We start from the raw sequence: 21958 nt of genomic DNA on the forward strand, positions 1-21958 counted from the left end.
TTCTGCGCTCAAAGCCGGTTGCTACGTTGCTAGATAGCCAGCCTACGGCAAACGGTATGTGTGCAGAACGGATACAGAACAGAACAACAATTGAACGCCTTAGTTAGCAATGCAATTTAACGAACAGGAGTATCTGCAATCTAACCAGCTTGATAAATATTGTTTAGGATTGCTCAGCCCCGGCGAAGCTAAAGAAGTAGAGCGGTTGGCCGCTAAGTATCCATCTATTCGGGCCGAGCTAGATCGGCTTATGCAAGCAATGGCTGATTATGCGCTGGCTAGGCCCGTTGCGCCCAGGCCTGAGTTGAAAAGCCGAATAATGCTGGCGTTGAGCCAGCTGGATCAGACGCCAGCTTTTGATTTAAACGAACTACCACTCATTAACGCCAACTCCAGCGCCAACCAGTGGCAACGGACAGTTGCGTCTATACAGCCTCCACCCACGTATCGAAACCTGTTCGCGCATGTTCTCCGGCAGGATGCGGAAATCGAGCAGTTTTTAATATGGGTAAAACAGTCAATTAATCCTGAAGTACATCACAACGAACAGGAGAGCTTTCTGATTCTGGAAGGGAGCTGTGAGTGTTCTTTTGGTGGTGAACTAGTGCAGTTAAGTGCAGGCGATTACATGGCTGTGCCGATTGATCTGGAGCACACTGTGCGGGTCAGTTCCGATACGCCTGTGAAAGCAATTATTCAGCGCTTGAAGCTACCTGCCTAGCATCAGGCGAGTTGTTTTTAATGAACGCCAGCCGAGGACTAATCCCTTGGCTGGCGTTTTGTTTTAAACCGCTTGTGTAGTCATCCCTACCGCTTCTAAAGTCAGGCCTGCTTGCTGTAGAGTCTCTCTGATAGTGCCCTGCCGGTTCTAGTAGTTTTGACATGTCAACGGAGGAAAGAGCAACCAACACACTCCTTTTGATCGGCTTGAGTGATGGCCACTCAGTTGAAAAATACCTTAGCTGATTCTACCAATTCATTTTAAAAACTTCTCGGTCAATCATGAAAATCGCTCAGTTTTTCTCCTTTATGGCTATTGTAGCCCTGGTTAGCTTAAGTTCTTGCAGCAAAAAATCGGACGATAGTGTTACGCCGACTACGACACAATCGCAGGCCGGTTTTTCGGTGAAAATCGATGGCCAACCTTATGCACCTGACTTCGCGTACGCACTTGCCAGTTCGCCCGGAACCAGTAACTATTATGCCATTTATGGCCTCGATAGTAAAACCAGTGATATTGTAGCTATTGCCTTACCCAACACTGTTGCTGAGGGAACTTACGCCTTAAGCAATGTCAATTTTGCAACTATGACCATTGCTAAGGAAGATTTTTCGACGGTAAATGGCGGAACCGGAACCGTGACCATTAAGACCAAAACCGCAACCAACATAACGGGTACATTCAGCTTCACCGCCTATGATGTTACCGGTACCAAAAAACGGGTGCTTACCGATGGTACCTTCAATGTTGCGATTCGCTGAAGGAAGATAGATTAGGAAGTTAAATGGCCAGTTTCTGAGGAGACTGGTCATTTGTTTTCGTGCAGATAACTGAGCAACGCTATTTCTTTAGCCGGAAACAAACATAGAAACCTGCTCTAAGCCATAGCCGGTCGGAATGCGATTCGTGCAAGAGTAGGTTAGAGATCCTACTGTTTTCAACACGCCACTGATAGTCTGGACCGCCATAAATATCGACTGTAAAACGGTGGCATTTATAAGGCTGAAAACCGAGAAGTACGCCCGTATATTTCTCATGTATTAGTTTACCTTCATCGTCTGGAGAAGCCTCATAGTCATACGATTGTAGACTGCCGTATCCTACAAACGGGCTTATATAATAACCACGGTTTTTCTGGCCTTCTGGATTTATGTAGTAGCGATAGGCTAGATAAGCTTTCGGGCCTTTGGTAAAACTCTCTCCCAGAGCCTTATCTACACGATAGACGCCATTGATTTGTATTGATGATTTAGGGGAGAGTCCTACTTCGATACCACCACCCAGCGAAATAGGAATATACTGGCCGATGTGAATGGGATTTAGTTGTAACTGAGCCGTAATAGCCTGCGCTGCGAGTTGAACAGGTAAGAGGGCTACTACGAAAAAAAGCTTTATGAAAGTCATTCTAGTTTCTAGAGTATAAATTGGCCAATGTTCTCACGCAACCTCCTCAGCCGCTGCCCGTCCTGCCGTGCGGCCCGAAAAGATACAGCCGCCTAGAAACGTTCCTTCCAGGGCTCGATAGCCATGCATACCACCCCCACCAAAGCCAGCCACCTCACCTGCTGCATACAGACCGGGAATGGGTTCGCCGTTGTGGCCCAATACACGGCTGGATAAGTCGGTTTGGAGGCCACCCAGGGTCTTGCGGGTGAGGATGTGGAGCCGGACGGCAATGAGTGGTCCGGCGGATGGGTCGAGTAGTTGATGTGGTTTGGCGGTGCGAATCAGTCGATCGCCGAGGTAGTGGCGCGCTCCCCGAATGGCGGTGATCTGCGAATCCTTACAGAATGGGTTGAGAATCTGACGATCACGGGCAATAATCTCTCGTTCCAGCGATGCCAGGTCGATGCGGTTTTCGCCGGTTAGGGCGTTCATACCGGCTACTAGATCAGCCAGATTGTCTTTCACGATGAAATCGACTCCCTGATTTTTAAAGGCTTCGACCGGTGCAGGTGCCGATTTGCCAACCGCGCGACCCAGCACCTGTCGCCAGCTTTTGTTAGTTAAATCCGGGTTTTGCTCTGAACCTGATAAGGCAAATTCCTTTCGGATAATGGCCTGATTTAAGACAAACCAACTGTAATCGTATCCTGTCTGGGTGATATGCCGGAGGGTGCCGAGCGTATCGAAACCTGGAAATAGGGGCATGGGCAGTCGATTCCCACAAGCATCGAACCACATGGATGAGGGACCGGGTAAAATGCGGATGCCATGCTGGTTCCAGATGGGAGCCCAGTTCTGGATACCTTCGGTATAGTGCCACATCCGGTCGCGGTTGATCAGATTGGCCCCGGCGCTTTCGGAGATGGCTAACATACGCCCATCTACGTGTTCCGGTACCCCAGAGAGCATGTGCTTTGGTGGCTTACCTAATCGTTCCGGCCAGTTTTGTCGAACCAGGTCATGATTGGCCCCAATTCCGCCCGACGTAACAATAACGGCCTGGGCTCGAAACGTAAATTCACCCACAACGACTCTAGAACTTTTCTCACCGCGTTTCACCATACTGGGTTCCAGAATATCGCCATGAATACCAACAACGCACCCGTTTACTAGCGTCAGTTCATTAACCCGATGGCGGAATTTTAAGGTGATCAGCCCCCGTTTAACCGCTTCCCGAACACGGTATTCAAAGGGAGCCAGTACACCGGGGCCGGTGCCCCAGGTAACATGAAATCGAGGAACTGAATTGCCGTGACCAATAGCCCCGTAGCCACCCCGCTCCGCCCAGCCAACAACCGGAAAAAACCGGATGCCCTGCTGCCGCAGCCACGAGCGTTTCTCACCAGCCGCGAAGGCAACATAAGCTTCTGCCCATTTTCGGGGCCAATGGTCTTCAGGCCGGTCAAAGTCGGCGCTGCCCAACCAGTCGGTTAAGGCCAGATCGTAGGAATCGCGGATCTTTAGCCGACGTTGTTCGGGGGAGTCCACCAGAAATAATCCACCAAACGACCAGAAGGCCTGGCCGCCCAGGTTCTGTTCGGGCTCCTGGTCAACGATCAGAACCCGTTTGCCCGCATCGGCCAGTTCGGCGGCTGCAACCAGTCCCGCTAGCCCAGCCCCAACAATGATAACATCTGTTTCCTCGTGCATAAAACCGCCTTGGCTCGGGGCCTGAATGACAGGCAATAACCTTCAGAAATAGGTAGAGCCTTAACGTCGAGCCAGAGTTGTAAGTAGAACCTATTTATTCGCCAATATACTCGTCTGTGGTCGCTCATCAACATTCCGTAATCTGACTATAACAAGTCGTAATAACATTGACACAATTTGAAAATAATTTCATCTTTACTGCGCTGATTATCGGTTGATTGTGTCAGTGGGATGGGTAAGCCCGATATCGCCAACCCTCATTACCATTCATGAAGAAAAAACTGTTGGCTACCTGGCTGTTTCTGATAACAGCCGTTCAGGTCATGTCATGGCCATTGATTAGTGGCACCAGTCAACCGCTGAAAGTCGGTGATGTCGTGTATGTTCATGCTCCGGCTGGACTCACGCTCCGTAAAACCAACTCCAGAGATGGAGCCAAAGTGGCCTTAGTCTCTTACGCGGCTTCACTCACCATACTGGCAATGCCTGATTCCAGTGCTCCATACAAGGCCGAGTCGATAGGTTCATTTGCGGTTAGCGGTGGCTGGGTGAAGGTAAAAACCCGTGATGGTCTGGAAGGCTATCTATTTGACGGATACTTGCTGCGCTATCCGCCATCCCTAAACGAGCCACAAGATGGTGTTGATCTGATCGACTGGGCTTATCGCACACTATCTCCATCAAAGGGTAAACGAGCCACCCTGCCTCCAATTGACGGTACTCTGGAACGCTATAAACAGATTTTTGTCGATGGGGCCAGCTTTGAACTACAGGCGTATCCGGGTGGATCTACGCAGATACTGGACATATCTAAGAGTAAACTGACGATGCAGGAAGCATTGATCTTTTTTCGGCCCATATGGTTCCTGAAGGAAAAAACAACGGCTACCTACGACTCGGTAAAACAACGACTGGAGGTGCATGGGGAGGAGGGTATCTCCCAGTTCACGATTCAGTCAAAAGGGACTCGATTGCTGTTACGTTTCGCAACGGCAGATTAATCGGGACGATTACCTCACCTCCAGTTCATCTATCATCAGTTTAGCAGCTTTGCCGGGGTAACGTAAACCTGCGGGTACCTGGCCAACGTTTCGGGCGATGATGCGTATATAGCGGGCAGTAGTGGCCTGAAAGTCGAAGGGGAGCCGAACAAAGGCACGCTTACCCCCTTCGGCAGCATTGGTTTTAGCGGTCAATGCCGGTATGAACGTTTTACCGTCCTCCGAAAGCGAAATCTCGACCTGTTTGGGCAAACAGATGTTCTTCGCGGTGTATTTCAGAAAGCCAACCCGAACGCTTTCAACTGATTCTGGCTTGCCGAGGTCAATGACCACGTTCAGATCATTTTTAAAGGCCACGACATTGGCAACTTCATAGCCACCCATGCCGCCGGTTACGCCATCGGTCAGGCTGTAATTGCGATCGGGTCTATCGCTGAGGGGTGCATTGAGGAACGTATAGGACTTACCGGTTGCCTTTGAAACGATATATTCCTTTTCCACCTTTGCCAGTTGGCTGAGGGGCTTCCCATTGACAAACGTCGCTGTACGGATGGTTGCTGACTTGCTGAGGAGGATTGGTTTTTCGTACAAGGGAGATTCCCCGGATGGAATTCGGCCATCCAGCGTGTAGCGAATGTCAGCAGGCTGCTTTCCGGCCAAGAGAGTCACTTCTACATGACCATCTGGGGTGGATTTGCCTGAGGGAAGGGCGTCGTAGATAGTTCGGGCGAAGTTGACATCCAAGTTCGTTAATCGCTCGAAATGCGTTGTTAAACGACGGGTAAAATCATCGTAATTTTTCTGGGTTAGCGGGGTCCAGGCAACCTCAGCCATAGCGGCTGCACGGGGCCAGATCATGTATTCCGCCTGCTCGGGTGTTTGGATATACTCCGTCCAGATGTTACCCTGTGCCCCCAGAATATGGATTGCCTCTGTTGGCGACAGTCCGGCGGGCGTAGGATCATACGAATACACTTTCTCCAGGGGCAAAAAACTACCGAAAGCGGTAGGTTCCTGCGCCGAATCACCCTGATAATGATCGAAATAGCAAAACTGGCCGGGTGTCATAATCACATCGTGGTGTTGGCGGGCGGACTGTATGCCTCCTTTAACACTACGCCAGCTCATGACAGTTGCGTTAGGTGATATACCACCTTCCAGAATCTCATCCCAACCAATAATTCGACGACCTTTTGAGGTCACAAATTTATCGATGCGGGTGATGAAATAGCTCTGAAGTTGATTCTCATTTTTGAGCTTTTCCCGCTTCATAAGCTGCTGACAAAACGCACTTTTTCGCCAGGCGGCTTTCGGGCATTCATCTCCTCCGATATGAATGTATTTGCCTGGAAATAAATCCATTACTTCGGTGAGTACATCCTGTAAAAACGAAAATGTCTTTTCCGTTGGGCAGAACACATCCTCGAACACGCCCCATTTCGTAGCCACCTGATAAGGCCCTGGTGCACAAGCTAGTTCTGGGTAGGCGGCCAAAGCAGCCAGCGCATGACCAGGCATTTCAATTTCAGGCACTACATTGATATACTTCGTTGCTGCATAGCGAACTACCTCTCGGATTTCGTCCTGGGTATAAAAACCACCATAGGGCTTCCCGTCAAACTCCTGTGGGTCAAAGTCATCGTAATGGCCAAGTATCGTTTCGCTTCGTCGGGAACCGATCTGCGTTAGTTTTGGGTACTTTTTGATTTCGATACGCCACCCCTGATCATCCGTCAGATGCCAGTGGAAGTTGTTGAACTTATGGAGCGCCATTAGATCCAGATACTTTTTGATAAAGGCTACCGAAAAAAAATGTCGCCCAACATCAAAACTCATCCCTCGATACCGGTAGCGAGGTTTGTCCTGAATCCGGCAGGCGGGAATGGGTAGAGCGTGGAGCAGGGTGCTTGGCGCAGGGACAATTAACGCCCCCCTGCTCCCTGCGCCATGCTCTACGCCAAAAACCACCGGTGGCAGGAGCTGATACAGCGTTTGAACCGCGTAGAAAAATCCTTTTGGACTGGCGGCTTCAATCGTTACGAGCTGAGGAGTTACGTCGAGGTGATAGCCTTCGTCGCCCATCGTTGTGTCGCGCAGGGGCAGAAACTGAATTAAGTTTGCGCCTGCATTCTGGCCCGACTGGGGTGTTTTGTCAAGGTTTCGAACAGTAAGAGTTAAGCCACTGCTGCCATTAATCCGTTTTGCAAACAGGTCGGCTATTGCTTTTACATCTGCCTGCGCAAACGGGGCCATAACCGTTGTTTGTTGACTGACAATGAATTCGCCAGCGCGGGGTTCGAGTTGCGCCGGGCGAGGAATGATTGTATAGCGATCCGTAGATTGGCAAAGGCCGGGTACTAACTGCAAACTGAGTGCAGTGATGAGCAATAAGCGGGTAAGCATAGAAATTCTAAAGCTGGCTACTAACTTGCCAATTCAATCTATAAACGTACAAAAGGCGGTGGCTTGTTGTACATGGAAAAAACAACGCATTCGGGTACGTGAAGAAATCGCTAGCTGTATTAATTTTTTGTGTCTACTGGTCATGTTCACAGGCACAAACAACTACCGAGGCAGGCCCTGCCGAAACCCATCATTACGCCATTGACATTGCCGGTATTCGCGTGGGTACGATGACAGCCGTGCGACAGACAATGGCTAATGACCAAACCGTATATACGCTGATCAGCGATGTGAACGTGAATTTGCTGGTGTATACCGTGAAAATCTATTACAAGGTTATCAACCGATTTGAGGGTAAAAAAATGGTACTTTCGACGGTTGATGTACACACTAACCGGGGCGATTTTACGTCCCGAACCGAGTGGAAAGGAGATCACTATGATATAAATGCTGACCAGTATAAGTACAAGCGTCAGACTATTGAAAGTAAAAATATTGATTTTTCAAGTTCTCTTTTGTACTTTTACGAACCACTAGGACGAAATAAAGTCTATGCCGAGTATTTCGGCGATTATTTCACCCTAAACCGGACAGCTTCCGGAACCTACCACGCCACCATTGATGACCGGGCCGACGACTACATTTATCAGAATGGTCGTTTAGTAAAAGTGATTAAACATAATTCAGTGAAGAATTTCATAGTGCGGCTGCTGGATTAGTAACGTAGAGTCAGGACATAGTGAGAAGCCGCTGAGTATCGAGTGCCGTTTGAACTAAACGGCGTAGTAGCGTACCCACCGTAACCCACTACTGTTAATGACGAAACTATTCCTGATAGTATCGGCTGGAGTCGGCTGTATTACCCTCATCGCCCAATCGGCTGTTGCTCAAACCAGCCAGTTCCTCGCCCTAAACGTTGCTACACCTGTTAAGGCTCTAACGAATCGGTTAGCCTTTGCCAGCATCGAAGAAAGCCCCGTTCATTTCTGTGGAGAAAATATACCCACAAACCACCCGGCTATTGTTGAACGCTGGACGCGTACCCTCAATCATCAGGCAGCTTTAGCGGCAGACCTGACCGTATTGAAACGCCGGGCATCGGTAGTTTTCCCCATTATCGAGCCGATTCTAAAAAAATACCGGATTCCTTCCGACTTTAAATTTCTGCCTCTGCTCGAAAGTGCCGTTACCAACCGGGCTGTTTCCCGAAAAGGAGCGGCTGGTTTCTGGCAATTGATGCCGCAAACCGCTCAGTCGCTTGGGTTGAATGTATCCCACCGGCGCGATGAACGCTTCAATCTCTTGAAAGCAACTCATGCTGCCTGCCGATACATTAATGAACTATATGATCAATTAGGCTCCTGGATGCTCGTTGCAACGGCCTATAATGCTGGGCCTAACTATATTCAGCAGCTCAGCCGTCAGCATCCCGATATGCATCCTATGGCGTTGCCATACCGCGCTGCCGAAACCAAAGCGTATCTGTTTCAGACGGTTGCCATTAAGGAGTTGCTGACTCGTCCACAGGCATATCGTGACCGTCTGAGTGCCCGGAATCTGGAAGCCCTGAGCGAGGGAGCTGACCCGGTTGCATCTGCCGAACGGGCGGTGATCCTGGCATCCTTTGATATGGATGAACGGGATGTGGCAAAGGCTACCCTAAACGGACTTGGCGTTGATGAACAGGCATTAGAGAAGGGAATAACATTTGTTACGGATTCGACAACAACGGTTGTGCTGTTGAACGACGATGAACCAGCAACCGAAGTAGTCCCGAAAAAATCGATACCTACAGACAATCAGGTTGCACCAGCTGAACCAGCATCTGCCCCTTCTGTTATGCGGTTGGTAACCCGTAGCCTGAGCGAAGGCCCATTAACCGAAGGGAAATTGTGTTTGTTTCAGGTGGTGCAACCCATTACCCTAAACGGCCGAACCTTTGCCGTTGGCGATATGATTCAGGCACACATCGAAGTTATTGATGCGGGATCGAACCGGGTTTTCCTGCGCACCGATCAACTGACGACCGCTCAGACCCAGGAAACCTTCGCTCTCAAATTAGTTGCCACAGAAGAACCCAGGCATCCGGGCGTTGCACTCCCCGCTCGGTTAGAAGGCTGGACGTTGAGTTGGGAGATTCTATAGTTTTGAATTCTGTGGTGTCAGATGCTTACATCTGATACACGTTAGGTTTCTCAAAACCGATTGACGCATTAGGTTTTAAGAAACCTAACGTGTCGGTTATAGTAACCGACATCACGTCATTCATTCAAAAGTACCTTCGGCCCCTGTTTATTAATTTCCGAAACGTAGGCTTCGCTGGTAATGCCGACAGATAAAAATGCCTGCTGCATGGCTGCACCAACCTGCTCAGCGGTTTGCGCATCACGACTAAGAGCGAACATCGACGGACCTGATCCCGAAATACTGCATCCCAGAGCCCCATTATCTAGCGCGGCCTGTTTGGCTTCATTGAACTCAGGGATTAAAATAGAGCGCACCGGCTCAATAATTACATCGACCAGCGAGCGGCTAATAAGGTCATAATCCGGTGTCATCAGCCCCGCAATCAGGCCTGCCACATTACCCATCTGGATAATGGTGTTTTTCAGCGAGACTTCATTTTTGAGAATAAACCGGGCATCTTTCGTATTCACCTCAATATCGGGATGAACGAGCGTACAGAACAGGTTAGCCGGCGTATCAATCCGAATAACATCCAACGGCTGGTAACTCCGAACCACCACAAAACCGCCTAACAAGGACGGGCCTACATTATCGGCATGGGCCGATCCGCAGGCAATTCGTTCGCCTTCCATAGCAAAAGGCAACAGCTTCAGGATGGGTAATGGTCTGCCAAGTAACTCATTGGCGGCAAACACACCGGCTACGGCACTAGCCGCGCTGGAACCTAAGCCGCTACCCAGGGGCATCTGCTTATGCAGTACAACATCAAGGCCCACATCGAGCCGATTAATGTGCTTCAGGAAAGTTTGAATGGCAATACTGGCCGTATTTCGACCTGCTTCACGCGGAAGCCGGCCTTCATCCCCAATAATATCCGTAATCCGAACACCGGGCTCATCGCTGGCAGTGAGGGTAATCTGATCGCCGGGATTATCAACAGCAAACCCAAAAATATCAAACCCACAGGCTACATTGGCAACAGTAGCGGGGGCAAACACACGAATAGAATCCACGATAGAAGAAGAGGCAACAAAACGCAAAGGTAATGATTTGGCTTGGAAATCAATTTTGTATCGAGCGTCTGTTGCCAATTCAGTTGATACTTGACCAATCTACTTTATTCGTAAAAAGCCCAGGTGGCACCCTTCAAAACAGGACTGGTACAGGCGAAGTGTATCGCTACTTAGATAAACTTGTTCGGTATACTCACTGGCGCTGGGGATGAAGCGAATCCGGATCATCTGATTCAGACTATCAAGACGAAACCGGCTGAATGCCTGATAGGTCTTTAAGTTATCCCCCTGCGCCTGTAGATGACCATCAGCTGTAAACGTTACGTATTGCTCAGGTTTGGATGGAATCTTATCGATGATATAGCCAGCACCCGGTGAATAGCCTCGTTCAAACAGTTGCCATGTGCCGGGTAAGCCACTTCCCTGTATGGGTATTATAGAATCGTCGGAATGGCAATTAATAAGGATAGCCAAGAGTGTGAGAATAATCAGCCAGCGGTTCATAGGTTACCTTTTTTCTATATAGGACTCTATTGACGACAAAAAGGTTGGAAGCGCCTAATTTTCGTATAAGGATTATTACTTACTTATTTAATTCATATTTGTCTTATTATCAGTAGGTTATATTTGAATATTAGTAGATTAAATTTTCATTGTTGCTGCCACGCTTTCTGGGCAAGTGGCGTATAGTCAGTTAACCCCTGAATAGGTTCCTATTTATTTACTTAACCGATAATCTAATGAAGAAACTGATTGTAGCTGGTTGTGTTGTAACAGCTTTGCTGGGCGGATACGCCTGTACGAAGAGTTCAGATCTGTCACCTGATGATACCAGTGCCGCGGCACGTACCTCATCTACACAGTCTGGCTCAGTCACTAGTCCTCACAGCGGTACGGATACACGACCACATAGTGGCACAGATGGTCACGGTGGACCTCACCTGGGAGGGCCACATAGTGGTACCAATACTCCTCCTCACAGCGGTACGGATACACCACCCCACAGTGGTACCGGTACCCCACCGCATAGTGGTACGGGCACTCCACCCCACAGCGGTACTGATACACCCCCTCATAGTGGTACGGGTGGCCCCGGAGGCCCTCCACGTGGCCCGAAACATGGCTAACCAGCACGTAAAAAAGCCAGCCCTTGTCAAAAGGGCTGGCTTTTTTACGCGACAAGAGCTATTCTATTGATTCTAAGAGATTCTACAGAGTTGACAATTCGGCCCAACAGAATCTAATTTGGTCAGTCATTAACTTACTCCCCGAACAAGCTGTTCCACATACCTTTAGCCTTTTCTTTGGCGACTTCGATCTGGAGGGCTGCTTCGGCTTTTAGTTCGTCTAATTTGACCTGTGCAGCTTCCAATTGGACAGCGGCTTCAGCCTTCATTTCATCAAATTTATCTTCGGCTACATCTGATAATTCATCAGCTTTCGCGGCAGCGGCAGCAAACGCTGTTTCGGCCTGAGCCTGTAAATTGGCCAGGTTTTCGGCTGTAGAAGCTTTAGCGGCTTCAAAATGCTCCGAGGCTTTCGCTTTTATACCGTCAATGTCAATGTCTTTTCCAAGCTCCTGCGCCTGAGCAACCAGTTTGTCTTTCAATTCGTCAAGCTGAGTGGCGGCTGAGTCGAGGTGCTGACTTGCTTCCGTTTTGAAGGCTTCAAGTTTTTCGGCAGTTGTTGCTTTGGCAGCCTGAACGTCTTCGGCAGCTTTGGCTTTTTCGTTGTTTTCCATAGAATTCGTTTGTGGGATTTTGCGTAAAGTTGAGAAAATTACGGGGAAAGCTACGTAGAATCGGATGAAAGGGAGGAAGGGGTAGTAAAGGGACGAAAAGAAGGATAAAAAAGAACATCAAGTTCCGTTCATTCCTCACGTCCTTTTCAGCCAAGCCGTCTTATTATCAAACTATTAACTAGCTCAAAAAGGCCCGCTGGCTTGAGGGTACGCCAGTTGGCAATATCGAGCGTTCCACCGAAATTGATGTAGTAATCGAGGTGGTACTTTTTCCATTCGCGTTCAATGAATTCCGGCGAGTGAATAGCCGCAATCCAGCCATCCTCTACATCCTCGAACCACTCTTCGTAATAACTATCGTCGGAGCCGTGAAAATTGAGAATGTTCTCGCTGATCAGAATGAAATATTTGATGCCTTCCTGTACAAGTGGATCAATGACCTGACGTTTCAGGTACATGATGTCGTTGTGAAGCGTGTCATTCCACTCGCCAAAGAGTTCGATCACCACAAATTGTCGATCATAATTAGCAAATAGAATCTTGCAATAGAGTGTTTCGGAGCCAATTTCGTCCCAAAGTGGATGGATGTAATACCCGTAGATGTCGTTTTCATACTGCTGCATATTGTACTCCCGTTCGTGAAACGGCGACCGTTCATCTTCCGATGCGTTGTAGTACTTCTCCCAGCCGTAAAAAGGTTCAATATCCTGCATGAATGTAAAAAGCGAAAGAGCGAAAGAGTGAATGAATAAAAGAGTGAAAAAACTGCGCCAGCCTTTCGCTCATTCATTCTTTCTCTGCATAACGACATTTTTTGATCGTTTGTTGAGTCAAATAAACGGTAAGTTTACAACATGAAACCCACCAGTAAAAACATCCTGATCACCGGCGTCTCAACGGGTATTGGCTATGGCGCGGCTAAGCACTTCATTCAACGGGGCTATACCGTTTTCGGTAGTGTCCGAACGCAGAGTGACGCAGACCGTCTGCTGGTCGAGTTCGGCGACTTGTTTGTACCACTTTTAGTTGACGTGACGGATGCCAAAGCCGTAATCGAATCAGCCCGTTGGCTCACAGAACGGCTGGCGGGTAGTGGATTGGGTGGGCTGATCAATAATGCAGGTATTGCCATTGGTGGGCCTATACAAGACCAGCCTATGGAGGTGTTCAGAAAGCATTTCGACGTAAATGTAATTGGACTGGTTCAGGTTACGCAGGCATTTTTACCCTTGCTCGGGGCTCGGGATAATCACCCGGTTCAGCCGGGCCGGATTCAGAATATTAGCTCGGCAAATGGGCAAATTGCTATTCCGTTTATGGGGGCGTATGTTGGCTCCAAACATGCAGTAGAAGGCCTGTCGCATAGTCTGCGTCGGGAGGTGGCTTTATTTGGGATTAAGGTAGTCATTGTGGGGCCGGGAGCCGTTAAAACACCTATTTGGGGCAAAGGGACCGACATGAGCCCCTATGCCAATACGCCCTATTACCCGGCGATGAAACGATTTTTGAAACAGGTTGAAGCGGCCGAAAACAGAGGGTTTTCAATCGACTATCTTGGCAAGCGTATCGTTGACATTCATGAAGCTTCCCGGCCCCATATTCGGTATGCGTTGGTGCCGGGTATGCTGATGGGCTGGATACTGCCGCGTTTATTGCCCGCCCGGGTTCTGGATTGGGTTCTGGCGCGGATTTAGTAAAATTTATTAAACCCAGAGAACATAGAGTAAAAACAAGCTAAAAAACTCTGTGTTCTCTGTACCTCCGCTTCGGCGGTTCGATGTGGTTAATAAATTTGCTTACTTAGTTGCCTTGGACTTCAGTTTAGGGATACAATTATGCTAAAACCCGCTTTTCAAAAAGACGAAGCCCTTCTGGCTGACATTGAAACTGCCCGTAACCAGCAGACCGATGCCCTGTATATCTGGTGGCTTGGACAGAGTGGATTCCTACTGCAATACAAAGGGCAGCACCTACTGTTTGACCCTTATTTGTCAGACTCCCTGAGTCGTAAATATGCGGATACGGATAAGCCCCATGTACGGATCTCAGAACGGGTAGTCGATCCGGCCACCTTAGCCATGATCGACGTTGTTACGTCAAGCCACAACCATACCGATCATTTAGATGCCGAAACACTGTTGCCAATAATAGCCGCTAATCCGGCTATCCAGTTTGTGATACCTGAGGCTAACAGAGCGTTTATTGCTGATCGGCTACGGGCTGATTTGGCCTGGCCCGGCCTGGATTGGCCCATTGGTTTGACTGATGGACAATCAGTAACGGTAGATGGCTTTGTTGTTCACGGTGTTCCGGCTGCACATAACGAACTCGAACGTGACGCCGAGGGGCGTTGTAAGTTCATGGGCTTTGTCGTGGAAGTGGGTCCTTACCGGGTGTACCATTCCGGGGATACGCTTTGGTACGATGGGATGGTGGATATACTTCGGCCATTCAACGTAGACGTGGCCTTTCTGCCCATCAACGGCAACAAACCCGAACGGCGGGTAGCGGGGAATCTCAACCCCGACGAGGCTGCCCGCCTTGGTCGAGACATTGGTGCGAGACTGGTTATTCCGCACCACTACGATCTATTTGAGTTCAACACTGCCGACCCTACTGAATTTATACGCACCTGCAAACAGTATGGTACGCCATATCGATTGATGCAGTTGGGGGAGCGAGTGAGTATAAGTCGGTAGATGTAGCCGTGTGGAAACTTTGCTTTATTGGTATTGCTTAAGAAGAACACGATGAAAACCTGCCTGCTTTTCTGCCTACTACTCACCAACCCACTTCTGGCACAAACCGATACAGTCCGGCAGTCGGCACTGAATTTTAAAATTCAGGTGGTTGATAATCAGATTAATATTGGCTACGGACTGGCCATTGGCGATGTGGACGGCGACCAGAAAGCCGACATTCTACTGGCCGATCAGAAAGAAATTGTCTGGTATAAAAATCCTAACGCCAAAGATGGCCAGTGGAAACGCTATGTCATGGCGGCTAATCTAACGCCACAGGACAACGTGTGCATTGCCGCTCGCGATCTGGATGGCGATGGGCTTGTGGAGGTGGCCGTTGGCGCAGGCTGGAACCCAGCCGAAACCAATGACAGCACCAAGTCGGGAGCTGTTTTTTACCTCATACGCCCACAAGACCCAACCCAGCGTTGGGAGCCGGTACGTCTTCATCATGAAGTCACTACCCACCGGATGCGCTGGGCGAAAGTGGCCAAGGATAGCCATCAACTTATTGTGGTGCCCTTACATGGCTTAGGCAACAAAAACGGAGAGGGGAGAGGTGTGCGGATATGGGGTTATGAGTTTCCAAAAAATCCCAAAGCTATCTGGAAACGCTACCTCGTCGATTCGACCATGCACCTCACGCATAACTTCGAGATTTGGGAAGATGGCGACAACGGTTTGGCTACAGGGATGATTGTGGCCAGTAAAGAAGGGGGAAACATCTTCCAATGGCGTAAAAAGAAGTGGCGGCCTGTCGATAGTGAATCCGCCAATAATGCGTTGCCGTTATTGACCAATGATGTAGCTGGCATTGGTGAGATCAGGCGCCTGGACAATGGCAAAAGTATTGCTACGATTCAGCCCATGCACGGGAATTTACTTCAGGTAGAAAGCGGGTCTTACTCGCTGAAAAAAATAAAGCGAACCGATGCCGATAAGCAGATCAGCGTACTGACGGATATGTTCAATCAGGGCCACGCGTTGGTTTGTGGTGATTTTTTAGGCTTGGGGAGCGATCAGATTGTGGCAGGCTGGCGCAATCCGAACGCGGATAAAAAAGTCGGGATTCGGTTGTTTAAGCCACTGGATACCAAGAACTGGCAGGGCTATCCACTAGATGATAGTGTGCGTATGGCCTGCGAAGATATTCAAGCTGCCGACCTGGATGGCGACGGTGACCTGGACATCATAGCCTCGGGCCGGGCGACGCTTAATGTGTTGATTTACTGGAATCAACGAAAACCGTAATACGATTTTTGGTTTATCGTATTCGTTTAGTAGATGTGGTGTCGGTTACTTCTAACCGACAATTTAGGTTTCTCAAAACCTATCGGTGCAAACTGTAGGTTTTGAGAAACCTAAATTGTCAGATGTAAGCATCTGACAGCACGTTCAATGTTCCAGGTTGTGCAACATTGAACGTGAAACCTGTTTACGAGTTTCCCAGCTGTCCGGCCAGCGATTGCAAGGCTGATGATACGGCTTCGAGCCGGGTTGCCATATCCCCTTCTGAACCCATAAACGTACTGAACTCGGCTGTTTGGGTAGCTAAGGTGTCGAGTAGCTGGATCAACTCGTTCGTATTAATTTCATCACTCTCCAACTGCGTTTTTACCTGCTCGAGAGTACTTGTGAGATCCTTTGCATTTTCGGCCTGACGGAGTTGAACCAGCCACTGGTCAATAACCCCCAGACCACTTTGCGGAGTTTCGGGCCCTCCTTCACTCTCCAGAACGTTCATCGTTGAGTCAAGGAGCTCAGAGGATTCTTCGTGAGTAAGCATACATATCAGATCTGGTTAGTGAAATTCCGCAGCGCCGTTGATAACTGCTTAAGCTGACTTTCTGTTGTTGGGTCGACCGATGGTTCATGCGAGAGCGTCAGGGTATGACTGGCCATGCTAAGCAGCCAGTGTCTAATTTTTTCGCCGTCAGGCTGGCCTGTTTTGAGGTGATCGCGCAGGGCAGTTACTTCTGCCAGAATGCGTTCGGCACCCACATCGCCCGGTAGGGCATTTAACCAGCCTTCGAGTAGCAAAATGCCCTGTTCGGCCGAGAGTGTAGTTTGGCGTCCATCGCCGAGTGCGCCCAATGTATCGTTGAGCATCCGGTGCTCAAGTGTGGTTCCGGTTCCTTCCATAGTTTTATGTAGTGAATTGTCGTTTTGTTTTGTGGTCTGTTAGACGGCAAACTCAGCGCTACGTTATTATTTACTGCCGAAATCGCGTAGAATCTTTGATAAGCTCTCCAACCCACCCGTCCAGGTGCCTTCCGAATTGGCGTCCTCGGCTACCGTCTGGGTTTTATCGGCCAGGCTCAGCAGCAGGTCTCGGATATACTGATCGTCGGGTGGAGTGGTCTGCAAAGCCGAGCGGAGTTCGCCAAGCTGGCCTTTAATCTGGTCGATATTAGGGTCGCCCTGTAACGCCTGAAGCCAACTATCGAGCAACTTAATACCCTGTTCAGGCGAAATCTCGACTATATGTCCATGATGGCGAAACGCACTGAGTGTATTGTTGAGCGCCTGTTCTTCCAGGTTATTTGATCCCATTGTCGCTAAATTTATCAGCCAGCTTGTTTGCTGTTCTTGAAATAACACAGTCGGGAATGGTTTGTTTGCCCGATGTTTGGGTTTGCTACTAAACAAAAAGGCAATCTGTGCCAGAAGAGCAGCCGATGGAAATTCATCAACTCGCCAGCACAGATTGCCTTTTAAGGGTTCGTTAGTATTGTGACCGACCGCCCGATTGACTGGAATCTGCATCGCCAATGCCGCCCGAAATGCCTGGCCCATCGACCCGCGCTGTGTCGCTTCGGGGTTTGTCCGCCGTTGATGAATGCGTGTAATCGTCGCCCTGTTCCTCGCTGTCCGTATCGGCTTCGCCCGAAAAGCGATCGTTGGTCGGGCCTCCGTTGCTGCCCGTTGTGTCGTCCATATCGACTGTTGGGTCGCTGTCTAATGGCTTGTCCTGTGTCATAGTTATCTGTGGTTTTTGTTGTTAATCAATGTTAATCAATACGACTGACCGCCTGGCGGTGCAAATTTTCGAGTACAGCAATCAATTGCGAAAGCTCAGTTTGTTCAGCACTGGCCTCAACTGTATCGGCTACGTTCCGGGTTTGCTCAATCAACTCTTGTAGGAGAGAGGCTATTTCCTGATTATCAGTCCGGTTGTAGCGAAGTGACGAGTCTAGTTCTGGACGTAGCCGTTCAAGGGTTTCGGCAATATCGTCGGTGGCTTCATCGCCTGCTTCATCCAGCCGATTGAGCCATTTGTCAATGAGCGACAGGCCATCCGTTACCGTTGTTTCATCAATGGCCCCATCGAAGGTATTCACCGTTTGATTGACGAGTGAAATCTGGGTTTGATCTTTTGATATCATGATTTAGTCTGTTGAGTACGTGTCGGGCGTTTGGCTGTAGTGAGCCTTACCATTGAATCTGTTAGTTTTGAAAAAAAACCGACTCCTGCCCTGATTGTTTGTGGGATAGCCAGGTTTTTCCAGACAAAAGAAAGTTGATCAAGTATGGATGCCACCCGTTTACAACCCGAATTACAGTACCAGTTTGCCCGTAGTGGAGGGGCCGGTGGACAGAATGTGAATAAAGTAGCAACAAAGGCCGAATTGCGCTTCGATGTGCGCAACTCTACGGTACTCACCGATGAAGAACGGGCTATTCTGGAAGAAAAATTAGCCAATAAGCTAACGACCGAAGGCGAACTGGTACTGACGCATCAGACCGAACGGACGCAGTTGGCCAATAAGGAGAAGGTGACGAAGAAATTTTACCGGCTCATCGAAAAAGCTTTTGCTATACCGAAACCCCGAAAAGCCACAAAGCCCTCTAAAGCTTCTATTGAAGAGCGGATTACCCAGAAGAAACAGAAAGGCGATGTGAAAGCCAATCGCAGAAAAGTGGACTACTAAAATCCATTATCTAACTCCACCGGGCTAAAACCCAGGAATCTAAAATAGGCTATCACGGCTACTTTGTGCGGATCGGCTTCCTCGCCTATACCAGCTCCGTAGCGACCCGATTTGTAGTTTATATAGACTTGGTCGTCATCACCAAACCATAATTCACCGCCTTGTAGAGCTGGAGCACCACCCGTAATATTCGTATGGCAAACTATCTGCCGGTCAGCGTATGGATTGGGAGTTGATTCAGGGATTATTTTCAGTCCCTTTTCGTCAATAATCCACAGATATTTACCCTGAAAGGGGTGGTTCTCAAGTATATCGGCAACCGCAACTGTTAATGGATTAAGGCTACTTTTAGTAGTGACCAGGTGAATGGCATCTGTAAAAATAATGTCTTCACCCTGTTCTATTTTTCGTTTAAACTGCGTACGCGCAAAAGGTAGAACCGGTGGCCCTAACTGCTGAATCCACTCGTCACTCAGTAAGGCCATTATAAACGAATATATTGTTTTTCCTTAGATTCCTCCATTCGTTTTAAACCATAGCGCTGAAGTGTTTCAAGAGCAGTCAAAGGCTTTAATGGGCCGCCTTTTGATTCAGGCAATTTCGCGTAGTTGGAAAATAAATACCGTTCTGCCTGATCGATATAGAATTCATAGGGAGCCTGGGTAAAAAGATTTTCTATGAATTCGGCATTCAGAACGTGAGACTTACTCAGTTGATCTCTCACGATTTCTGAGCCCAAAATTGATTCTAGCCGCCATATCTCCTCATAGCTTGAAAGATAGTCATTGGGTGAAAAACTAATAAGTATATTTTTCCAGACTATTTTCTGACTGCCTCCACGTTGGGGCTCTTTATCAGCATAACTTCTGTCCCTAAGTGGTACACCTAACAGTTCTTCGGTTATTCGTTTAAAGGCTTCAGGGTCATTTGTTTCAACCACAGGTACGTTACCTTTTCGTTCTTTGAGTGTAACATACACTCGTTGCTGATCTTCCAGAGATAGTTCATCAAACTCCTGAAGAACCTGATCGACTGTTGGTTTCATCTGCTGAAAACGTTGTTGTTCTTTTAGACCTAAGGTATTAATTTAATTGATCAATGAATAGTTCTCGGATAGGATTTAGTCTTTATACATGCTTCCAACGGGCCTACCCTGACAGATTTATGTGCGAAATTGTTGAGCGATAAATTACTGGTTTTGACTTTATTCCAGAAAAAGTTAAAACCAACTAAGGGGATTTTTTTGAAAAGTTGTCTTAGCTAGTAGATGATTGATTCTAACGAGATGAATTCGTTTACCAATAGGCTATGCAAGTACGTCAACTGATTGATCCCTTTAGCCAGCCTTTTTCGGCAAATTCTGTAGCCCAGCCTGTACTCGGGGAAGCCGTTGAATCAATGGACGAAAAAAAGGTTGGCAACGATTCGGAGCTATTCATTCGGCGGACGTTCAATGAGAGCCCGCAGAAAGGCTGTGAACTGCTTTTCCGGCGGTATCATCAGGCTTTATGCAGTCATGCAGTTCGCTATGTGTATTCCAAAGAAACCGCCGAAGATCTGGTAAGCGACGTTTTCTGCAAATTCTGGAAAACGAAAGCCTACGAAAGTGTCACCTCATCGTATCGCTACTATTTGTTCCGCAGCGTTCGCAACGAAGCGTACAACTACCTCCGCCTGGAGTTTCAGCAACTGGACGACCTGGAAACGGCCAACGTTCAGGAAAGCGCATTCGGTCAGCGACCCGATCAGATCATTCAGTTTGAGGAAGTGCTGCATCGGGTGGAAGCAATGGTTGAATCGCTACCGCCCCAATGCCGGAAAGTGTTCCTGCTCAGCCGCTTTGAAGGAAAAAAATACCAGGACATTGCTACTGAGCTGGGTTTGTCCATCAAAACCGTTGAGGTCCACATTGGTAAAGCACTGAGTACGGTTAGAAAAGGATTGAAAGACCATTGGCTGCTGGCGCTGCTATTCGCCTGCCGTTTGCTCCCTTTTTGACCAAAGCTGTCTCATCAATAAGCAAGACACACCATGGATTCGGAAATCACGAAAGAATTGATATTTAGCCACTTTGCCCGGAACGTATCTCCACTCCAGCGCGAACGGATTGCGAACTGGCTTCGGGAGAAAGCCAATGAAGAGCAATATTATGAATGGCTTGAAGAATGGGAAACCCGCAACCCGCAGTATCGGACGCAAACGGAAACGGCGGCTCAGGCATACACCGCTTTTTTAACCGATAATCCACATACAGAAGCCGGTTGGTCAGCCGATGTGCCAGCAGTCTTAGCTGTATCCAGGCCCTGGAACCGACCTTTTTGGCTGGTCGCAGCCTCTGTAGTGCTAGTGGCCAGCGTGGCAGGTTTGGTATTTCGCCACCAGCTTCGCTATCAAACCTACACGACGACCTTTGGCGAAACCCAATCCATAAAACTGGTCGATGGAAGCCGGGTACGGTTGAACGCCAATTCCAGTTTACAGGTGCCACGTTGGGGGTTTGGTAGTACCACCCGCGAGGTCGTGCTGGCGGGTGAGGCCGATTTTTCGGTAACTCATACACCTGATGATCAGAAGTTTGTGGTAAAAACGGCAAAGAATTTCGAAGTGGTTGTATTGGGGACAGAGTTTACGGTTTTTGCCCGAAAACGGGGAGCCCGGGTGGTATTGAACAAAGGGAAAGTTCAGCTTCAGTATCAGGAAAACAAGATTGCGAAACAGGTGACCATGAAACCCGGCGATCTGGTAACGCTCGACCCTGAGAATCACATTGCCCTGAAAACCCTGAAGCAGTCGCAATGGCACCCCGCCGGAGAGCAGAACCGGTTTGTATTTGAGGAAACAACGCTGGAAGAAGTCGCGTATATGCTTCAGGAAAATTACGGGTTGCAGGTCGACATTAAAAATCGAGACCTGGCCGAGCGTGTCCTGATGGGTTCGTTTCAGGCGGACAACGTGGATCAACTCCTGCAATCCATCTCCGAACTGTTAGATATCAATGTAGTCCGGCAGGGAAATCGCGTTCAGATCATGGACAAATAACCAGCCATGCGTAACCTATTCAAACTCACGGGAATGCCTCCTGAGTTGATCCAGACTACCCTAGAATAACCGTATTTCTCGATA

At 48.7% G+C, this 21958-nt stretch carries 26 protein-coding genes; 12 read left to right on the plus strand and 14 right to left on the minus strand.

What is annotated here, in order from left to right; translation table 11 throughout:
* The first annotated feature begins 109 nt into the window (after positions 1 to 109).
* Both ACYVGO_RS33415 and ACYVGO_RS33420 read left to right on the plus strand, forming a co-directional pair.
* Positions 110 to 721, plus strand: coding sequence for a cupin domain-containing protein (locus ACYVGO_RS33415; protein ID WP_142770869.1), 612 nt, complete (start codon positions 110 to 112; stop codon positions 719 to 721).
* A gap of 281 nt (positions 722 to 1002) precedes the next feature.
* A complete protein-coding gene (locus ACYVGO_RS33420) occupies positions 1003 to 1482 on the plus strand; it encodes a DUF6252 domain-containing protein (protein ID WP_460973071.1) in 480 nt (159 codons plus the stop codon).
* Between the two features lie 79 nt (positions 1483 to 1561).
* On the opposite strand, the gene ACYVGO_RS33425 is transcribed toward ACYVGO_RS33420, so the two are convergent.
* Together ACYVGO_RS33425 and ACYVGO_RS33430 are read right to left on the minus strand one after the other, a co-directional pair.
* Entirely contained in the window at positions 1562 to 2125 is a 564-nt protein-coding gene (locus ACYVGO_RS33425; RefSeq protein ID WP_460973072.1) for a hypothetical protein, read from the minus strand.
* 33 nt (positions 2126 to 2158) lie between these two features.
* On the minus strand, positions 2159 to 3817 hold the full coding sequence (locus tag ACYVGO_RS33430) for an FAD-binding dehydrogenase (RefSeq protein ID WP_460973073.1): 1659 nt from the start codon (positions 3815 to 3817) through the stop codon (positions 2159 to 2161).
* Between the two features lie 269 nt (positions 3818 to 4086).
* On the opposite strand from ACYVGO_RS33430, the gene ACYVGO_RS33435 reads away from it, so the two are divergent.
* Positions 4087 to 4818 carry an SH3 domain-containing protein gene (locus tag ACYVGO_RS33435; protein WP_460973074.1) on the plus strand — a complete coding sequence of 244 codons (732 nt, stop codon included), beginning with the start codon at positions 4087 to 4089 and terminating at the stop codon, positions 4816 to 4818.
* Positions 4819 to 4827: 9 nt separating this feature from the next.
* Here the strand turns inward: ACYVGO_RS33435 and ACYVGO_RS33440 are convergent, their stop codons facing one another.
* The gene (locus ACYVGO_RS33440; RefSeq protein WP_460973075.1) at positions 4828 to 7221 is read right to left on the minus strand and encodes a glycoside hydrolase family 20 protein; all 2394 of its coding nucleotides are present in this window, start codon (positions 7219 to 7221) and stop codon (positions 4828 to 4830) included.
* Positions 7222 to 7319: 98 nt separating this feature from the next.
* On the opposite strand from ACYVGO_RS33440, the gene ACYVGO_RS33445 reads away from it, so the two are divergent.
* Both ACYVGO_RS33445 and ACYVGO_RS33450 read left to right on the plus strand, forming a co-directional pair.
* The gene (locus ACYVGO_RS33445; protein WP_246859424.1) at positions 7320 to 7940 is read left to right on the plus strand and encodes a DUF6134 family protein; all 621 of its coding nucleotides are present in this window, start codon (positions 7320 to 7322) and stop codon (positions 7938 to 7940) included.
* A 97-nt stretch (positions 7941 to 8037) separates the two neighbouring features.
* Complete coding sequence (locus tag ACYVGO_RS33450; protein WP_460973076.1) at positions 8038 to 9366, plus strand: lytic transglycosylase domain-containing protein; 1329 nt, start codon at positions 8038 to 8040, stop codon at positions 9364 to 9366.
* Between the two features lie 116 nt (positions 9367 to 9482).
* On the opposite strand, the gene ACYVGO_RS33455 is transcribed toward ACYVGO_RS33450, so the two are convergent.
* Both ACYVGO_RS33455 and ACYVGO_RS33460 read right to left on the minus strand, forming a co-directional pair.
* Positions 9483 to 10421, minus strand: coding sequence for a homoserine kinase (locus ACYVGO_RS33455; RefSeq protein ID WP_142770876.1), 939 nt, complete (start codon positions 10419 to 10421; stop codon positions 9483 to 9485).
* Between the two features lie 99 nt (positions 10422 to 10520).
* Positions 10521 to 10925, minus strand: coding sequence for a hypothetical protein (locus ACYVGO_RS33460; RefSeq protein ID WP_460973077.1), 405 nt, complete (start codon positions 10923 to 10925; stop codon positions 10521 to 10523).
* Between the two features lie 236 nt (positions 10926 to 11161).
* Between ACYVGO_RS33460 and ACYVGO_RS33465 the strand changes: the two genes are divergently transcribed.
* Complete coding sequence (locus tag ACYVGO_RS33465) at positions 11162 to 11548, plus strand: hypothetical protein (RefSeq protein ID WP_142770878.1); 387 nt, start codon at positions 11162 to 11164, stop codon at positions 11546 to 11548.
* Between the two features lie 134 nt (positions 11549 to 11682).
* Here the strand turns inward: ACYVGO_RS33465 and ACYVGO_RS33470 are convergent, their stop codons facing one another.
* Both ACYVGO_RS33470 and ACYVGO_RS33475 read right to left on the minus strand, forming a co-directional pair.
* A complete protein-coding gene (locus ACYVGO_RS33470; RefSeq protein WP_460973078.1) occupies positions 11683 to 12162 on the minus strand; it encodes a hypothetical protein in 480 nt (159 codons plus the stop codon).
* Positions 12163 to 12308: 146 nt separating this feature from the next.
* Positions 12309 to 12875: a hypothetical protein gene (locus tag ACYVGO_RS33475; RefSeq protein ID WP_460973079.1), complete on the minus strand. Its 567-nt coding sequence runs from the start codon at positions 12873 to 12875 to the stop codon at positions 12309 to 12311.
* 141 nt (positions 12876 to 13016) lie between these two features.
* Here ACYVGO_RS33475 and ACYVGO_RS33480 point away from each other — a divergent pair, with 141 nt between their 5' ends.
* The 3 genes from ACYVGO_RS33480 to ACYVGO_RS33490 all read left to right on the plus strand — a co-directional run bounded on the left by ACYVGO_RS33480 (position 13017) and on the right by ACYVGO_RS33490 (position 16154).
* On the plus strand, positions 13017 to 13856 hold the full coding sequence (locus tag ACYVGO_RS33480; protein WP_460973080.1) for an SDR family NAD(P)-dependent oxidoreductase: 840 nt from the start codon (positions 13017 to 13019) through the stop codon (positions 13854 to 13856).
* A 141-nt stretch (positions 13857 to 13997) separates the two neighbouring features.
* Entirely contained in the window at positions 13998 to 14861 is an 864-nt protein-coding gene (locus ACYVGO_RS33485; protein WP_460973081.1) for an MBL fold metallo-hydrolase, read from the plus strand.
* 51 nt (positions 14862 to 14912) lie between these two features.
* Entirely contained in the window at positions 14913 to 16154 is a 1242-nt protein-coding gene (locus tag ACYVGO_RS33490) for an FG-GAP repeat domain-containing protein (protein ID WP_460973082.1), read from the plus strand.
* 184 nt (positions 16155 to 16338) lie between these two features.
* Here ACYVGO_RS33490 and ACYVGO_RS33495 read toward each other — a convergent pair whose 3' ends face one another.
* From ACYVGO_RS33495 to ACYVGO_RS33515, 5 genes are all read right to left on the minus strand, one after another.
* Positions 16339 to 16689, minus strand: a complete 351-nt coding sequence (locus ACYVGO_RS33495; RefSeq protein ID WP_142770884.1) for a hypothetical protein — start codon at positions 16687 to 16689, stop codon at positions 16339 to 16341.
* Between the two features lie 5 nt (positions 16690 to 16694).
* Entirely contained in the window at positions 16695 to 17045 is a 351-nt protein-coding gene (locus ACYVGO_RS33500) for a hypothetical protein (protein WP_142770885.1), read from the minus strand.
* Positions 17046 to 17111: 66 nt separating this feature from the next.
* Positions 17112 to 17669, minus strand: coding sequence for a hypothetical protein (locus tag ACYVGO_RS33505; RefSeq protein ID WP_460973083.1), 558 nt, complete (start codon positions 17667 to 17669; stop codon positions 17112 to 17114).
* On the minus strand, positions 17629 to 17883 hold the full coding sequence (locus tag ACYVGO_RS33510) for a hypothetical protein (protein WP_460973084.1): 255 nt from the start codon (positions 17881 to 17883) through the stop codon (positions 17629 to 17631). Before ACYVGO_RS33510 ends, ACYVGO_RS33505 begins: the two co-directional genes overlap by 41 nt.
* A 31-nt stretch (positions 17884 to 17914) precedes the next feature.
* A complete protein-coding gene (locus tag ACYVGO_RS33515) occupies positions 17915 to 18289 on the minus strand; it encodes a hypothetical protein (RefSeq protein ID WP_460973085.1) in 375 nt (124 codons plus the stop codon).
* 144 nt (positions 18290 to 18433) lie between these two features.
* On the opposite strand from ACYVGO_RS33515, the gene arfB reads away from it, so the two are divergent.
* Positions 18434 to 18835, plus strand: coding sequence for an alternative ribosome rescue aminoacyl-tRNA hydrolase ArfB (arfB, locus tag ACYVGO_RS33520; protein ID WP_460973086.1), 402 nt, complete (start codon positions 18434 to 18436; stop codon positions 18833 to 18835).
* On the opposite strand, the gene ACYVGO_RS33525 is transcribed toward arfB, so the two are convergent.
* Both ACYVGO_RS33525 and ACYVGO_RS33530 read right to left on the minus strand, forming a co-directional pair.
* Positions 18832 to 19320 carry a hypothetical protein gene (locus ACYVGO_RS33525; protein WP_460973087.1) on the minus strand — a complete coding sequence of 163 codons (489 nt, stop codon included), beginning with the start codon at positions 19318 to 19320 and terminating at the stop codon, positions 18832 to 18834. The two genes, arfB and ACYVGO_RS33525, sit on opposite strands and share 4 nt — an antisense overlap.
* Complete coding sequence (locus tag ACYVGO_RS33530) at positions 19320 to 19880, minus strand: hypothetical protein (protein WP_460973088.1); 561 nt, start codon at positions 19878 to 19880, stop codon at positions 19320 to 19322. Before ACYVGO_RS33530 ends, ACYVGO_RS33525 begins: the two co-directional genes overlap by 1 nt.
* Positions 19881 to 20143: 263 nt before the next feature.
* Between ACYVGO_RS33530 and ACYVGO_RS33535 the strand changes: the two genes are divergently transcribed.
* Both ACYVGO_RS33535 and ACYVGO_RS33540 read left to right on the plus strand, forming a co-directional pair.
* Complete coding sequence (locus ACYVGO_RS33535; protein WP_460973089.1) at positions 20144 to 20833, plus strand: RNA polymerase sigma-70 factor; 690 nt, start codon at positions 20144 to 20146, stop codon at positions 20831 to 20833.
* 33 nt (positions 20834 to 20866) lie between these two features.
* Positions 20867 to 21874: a FecR family protein gene (locus tag ACYVGO_RS33540; protein ID WP_460973090.1), complete on the plus strand. Its 1008-nt coding sequence runs from the start codon at positions 20867 to 20869 to the stop codon at positions 21872 to 21874.
* Positions 21875 to 21958: the final 84 nt, after the last annotated feature.

This window comes from Spirosoma migulaei, assembly GCF_054776855.1.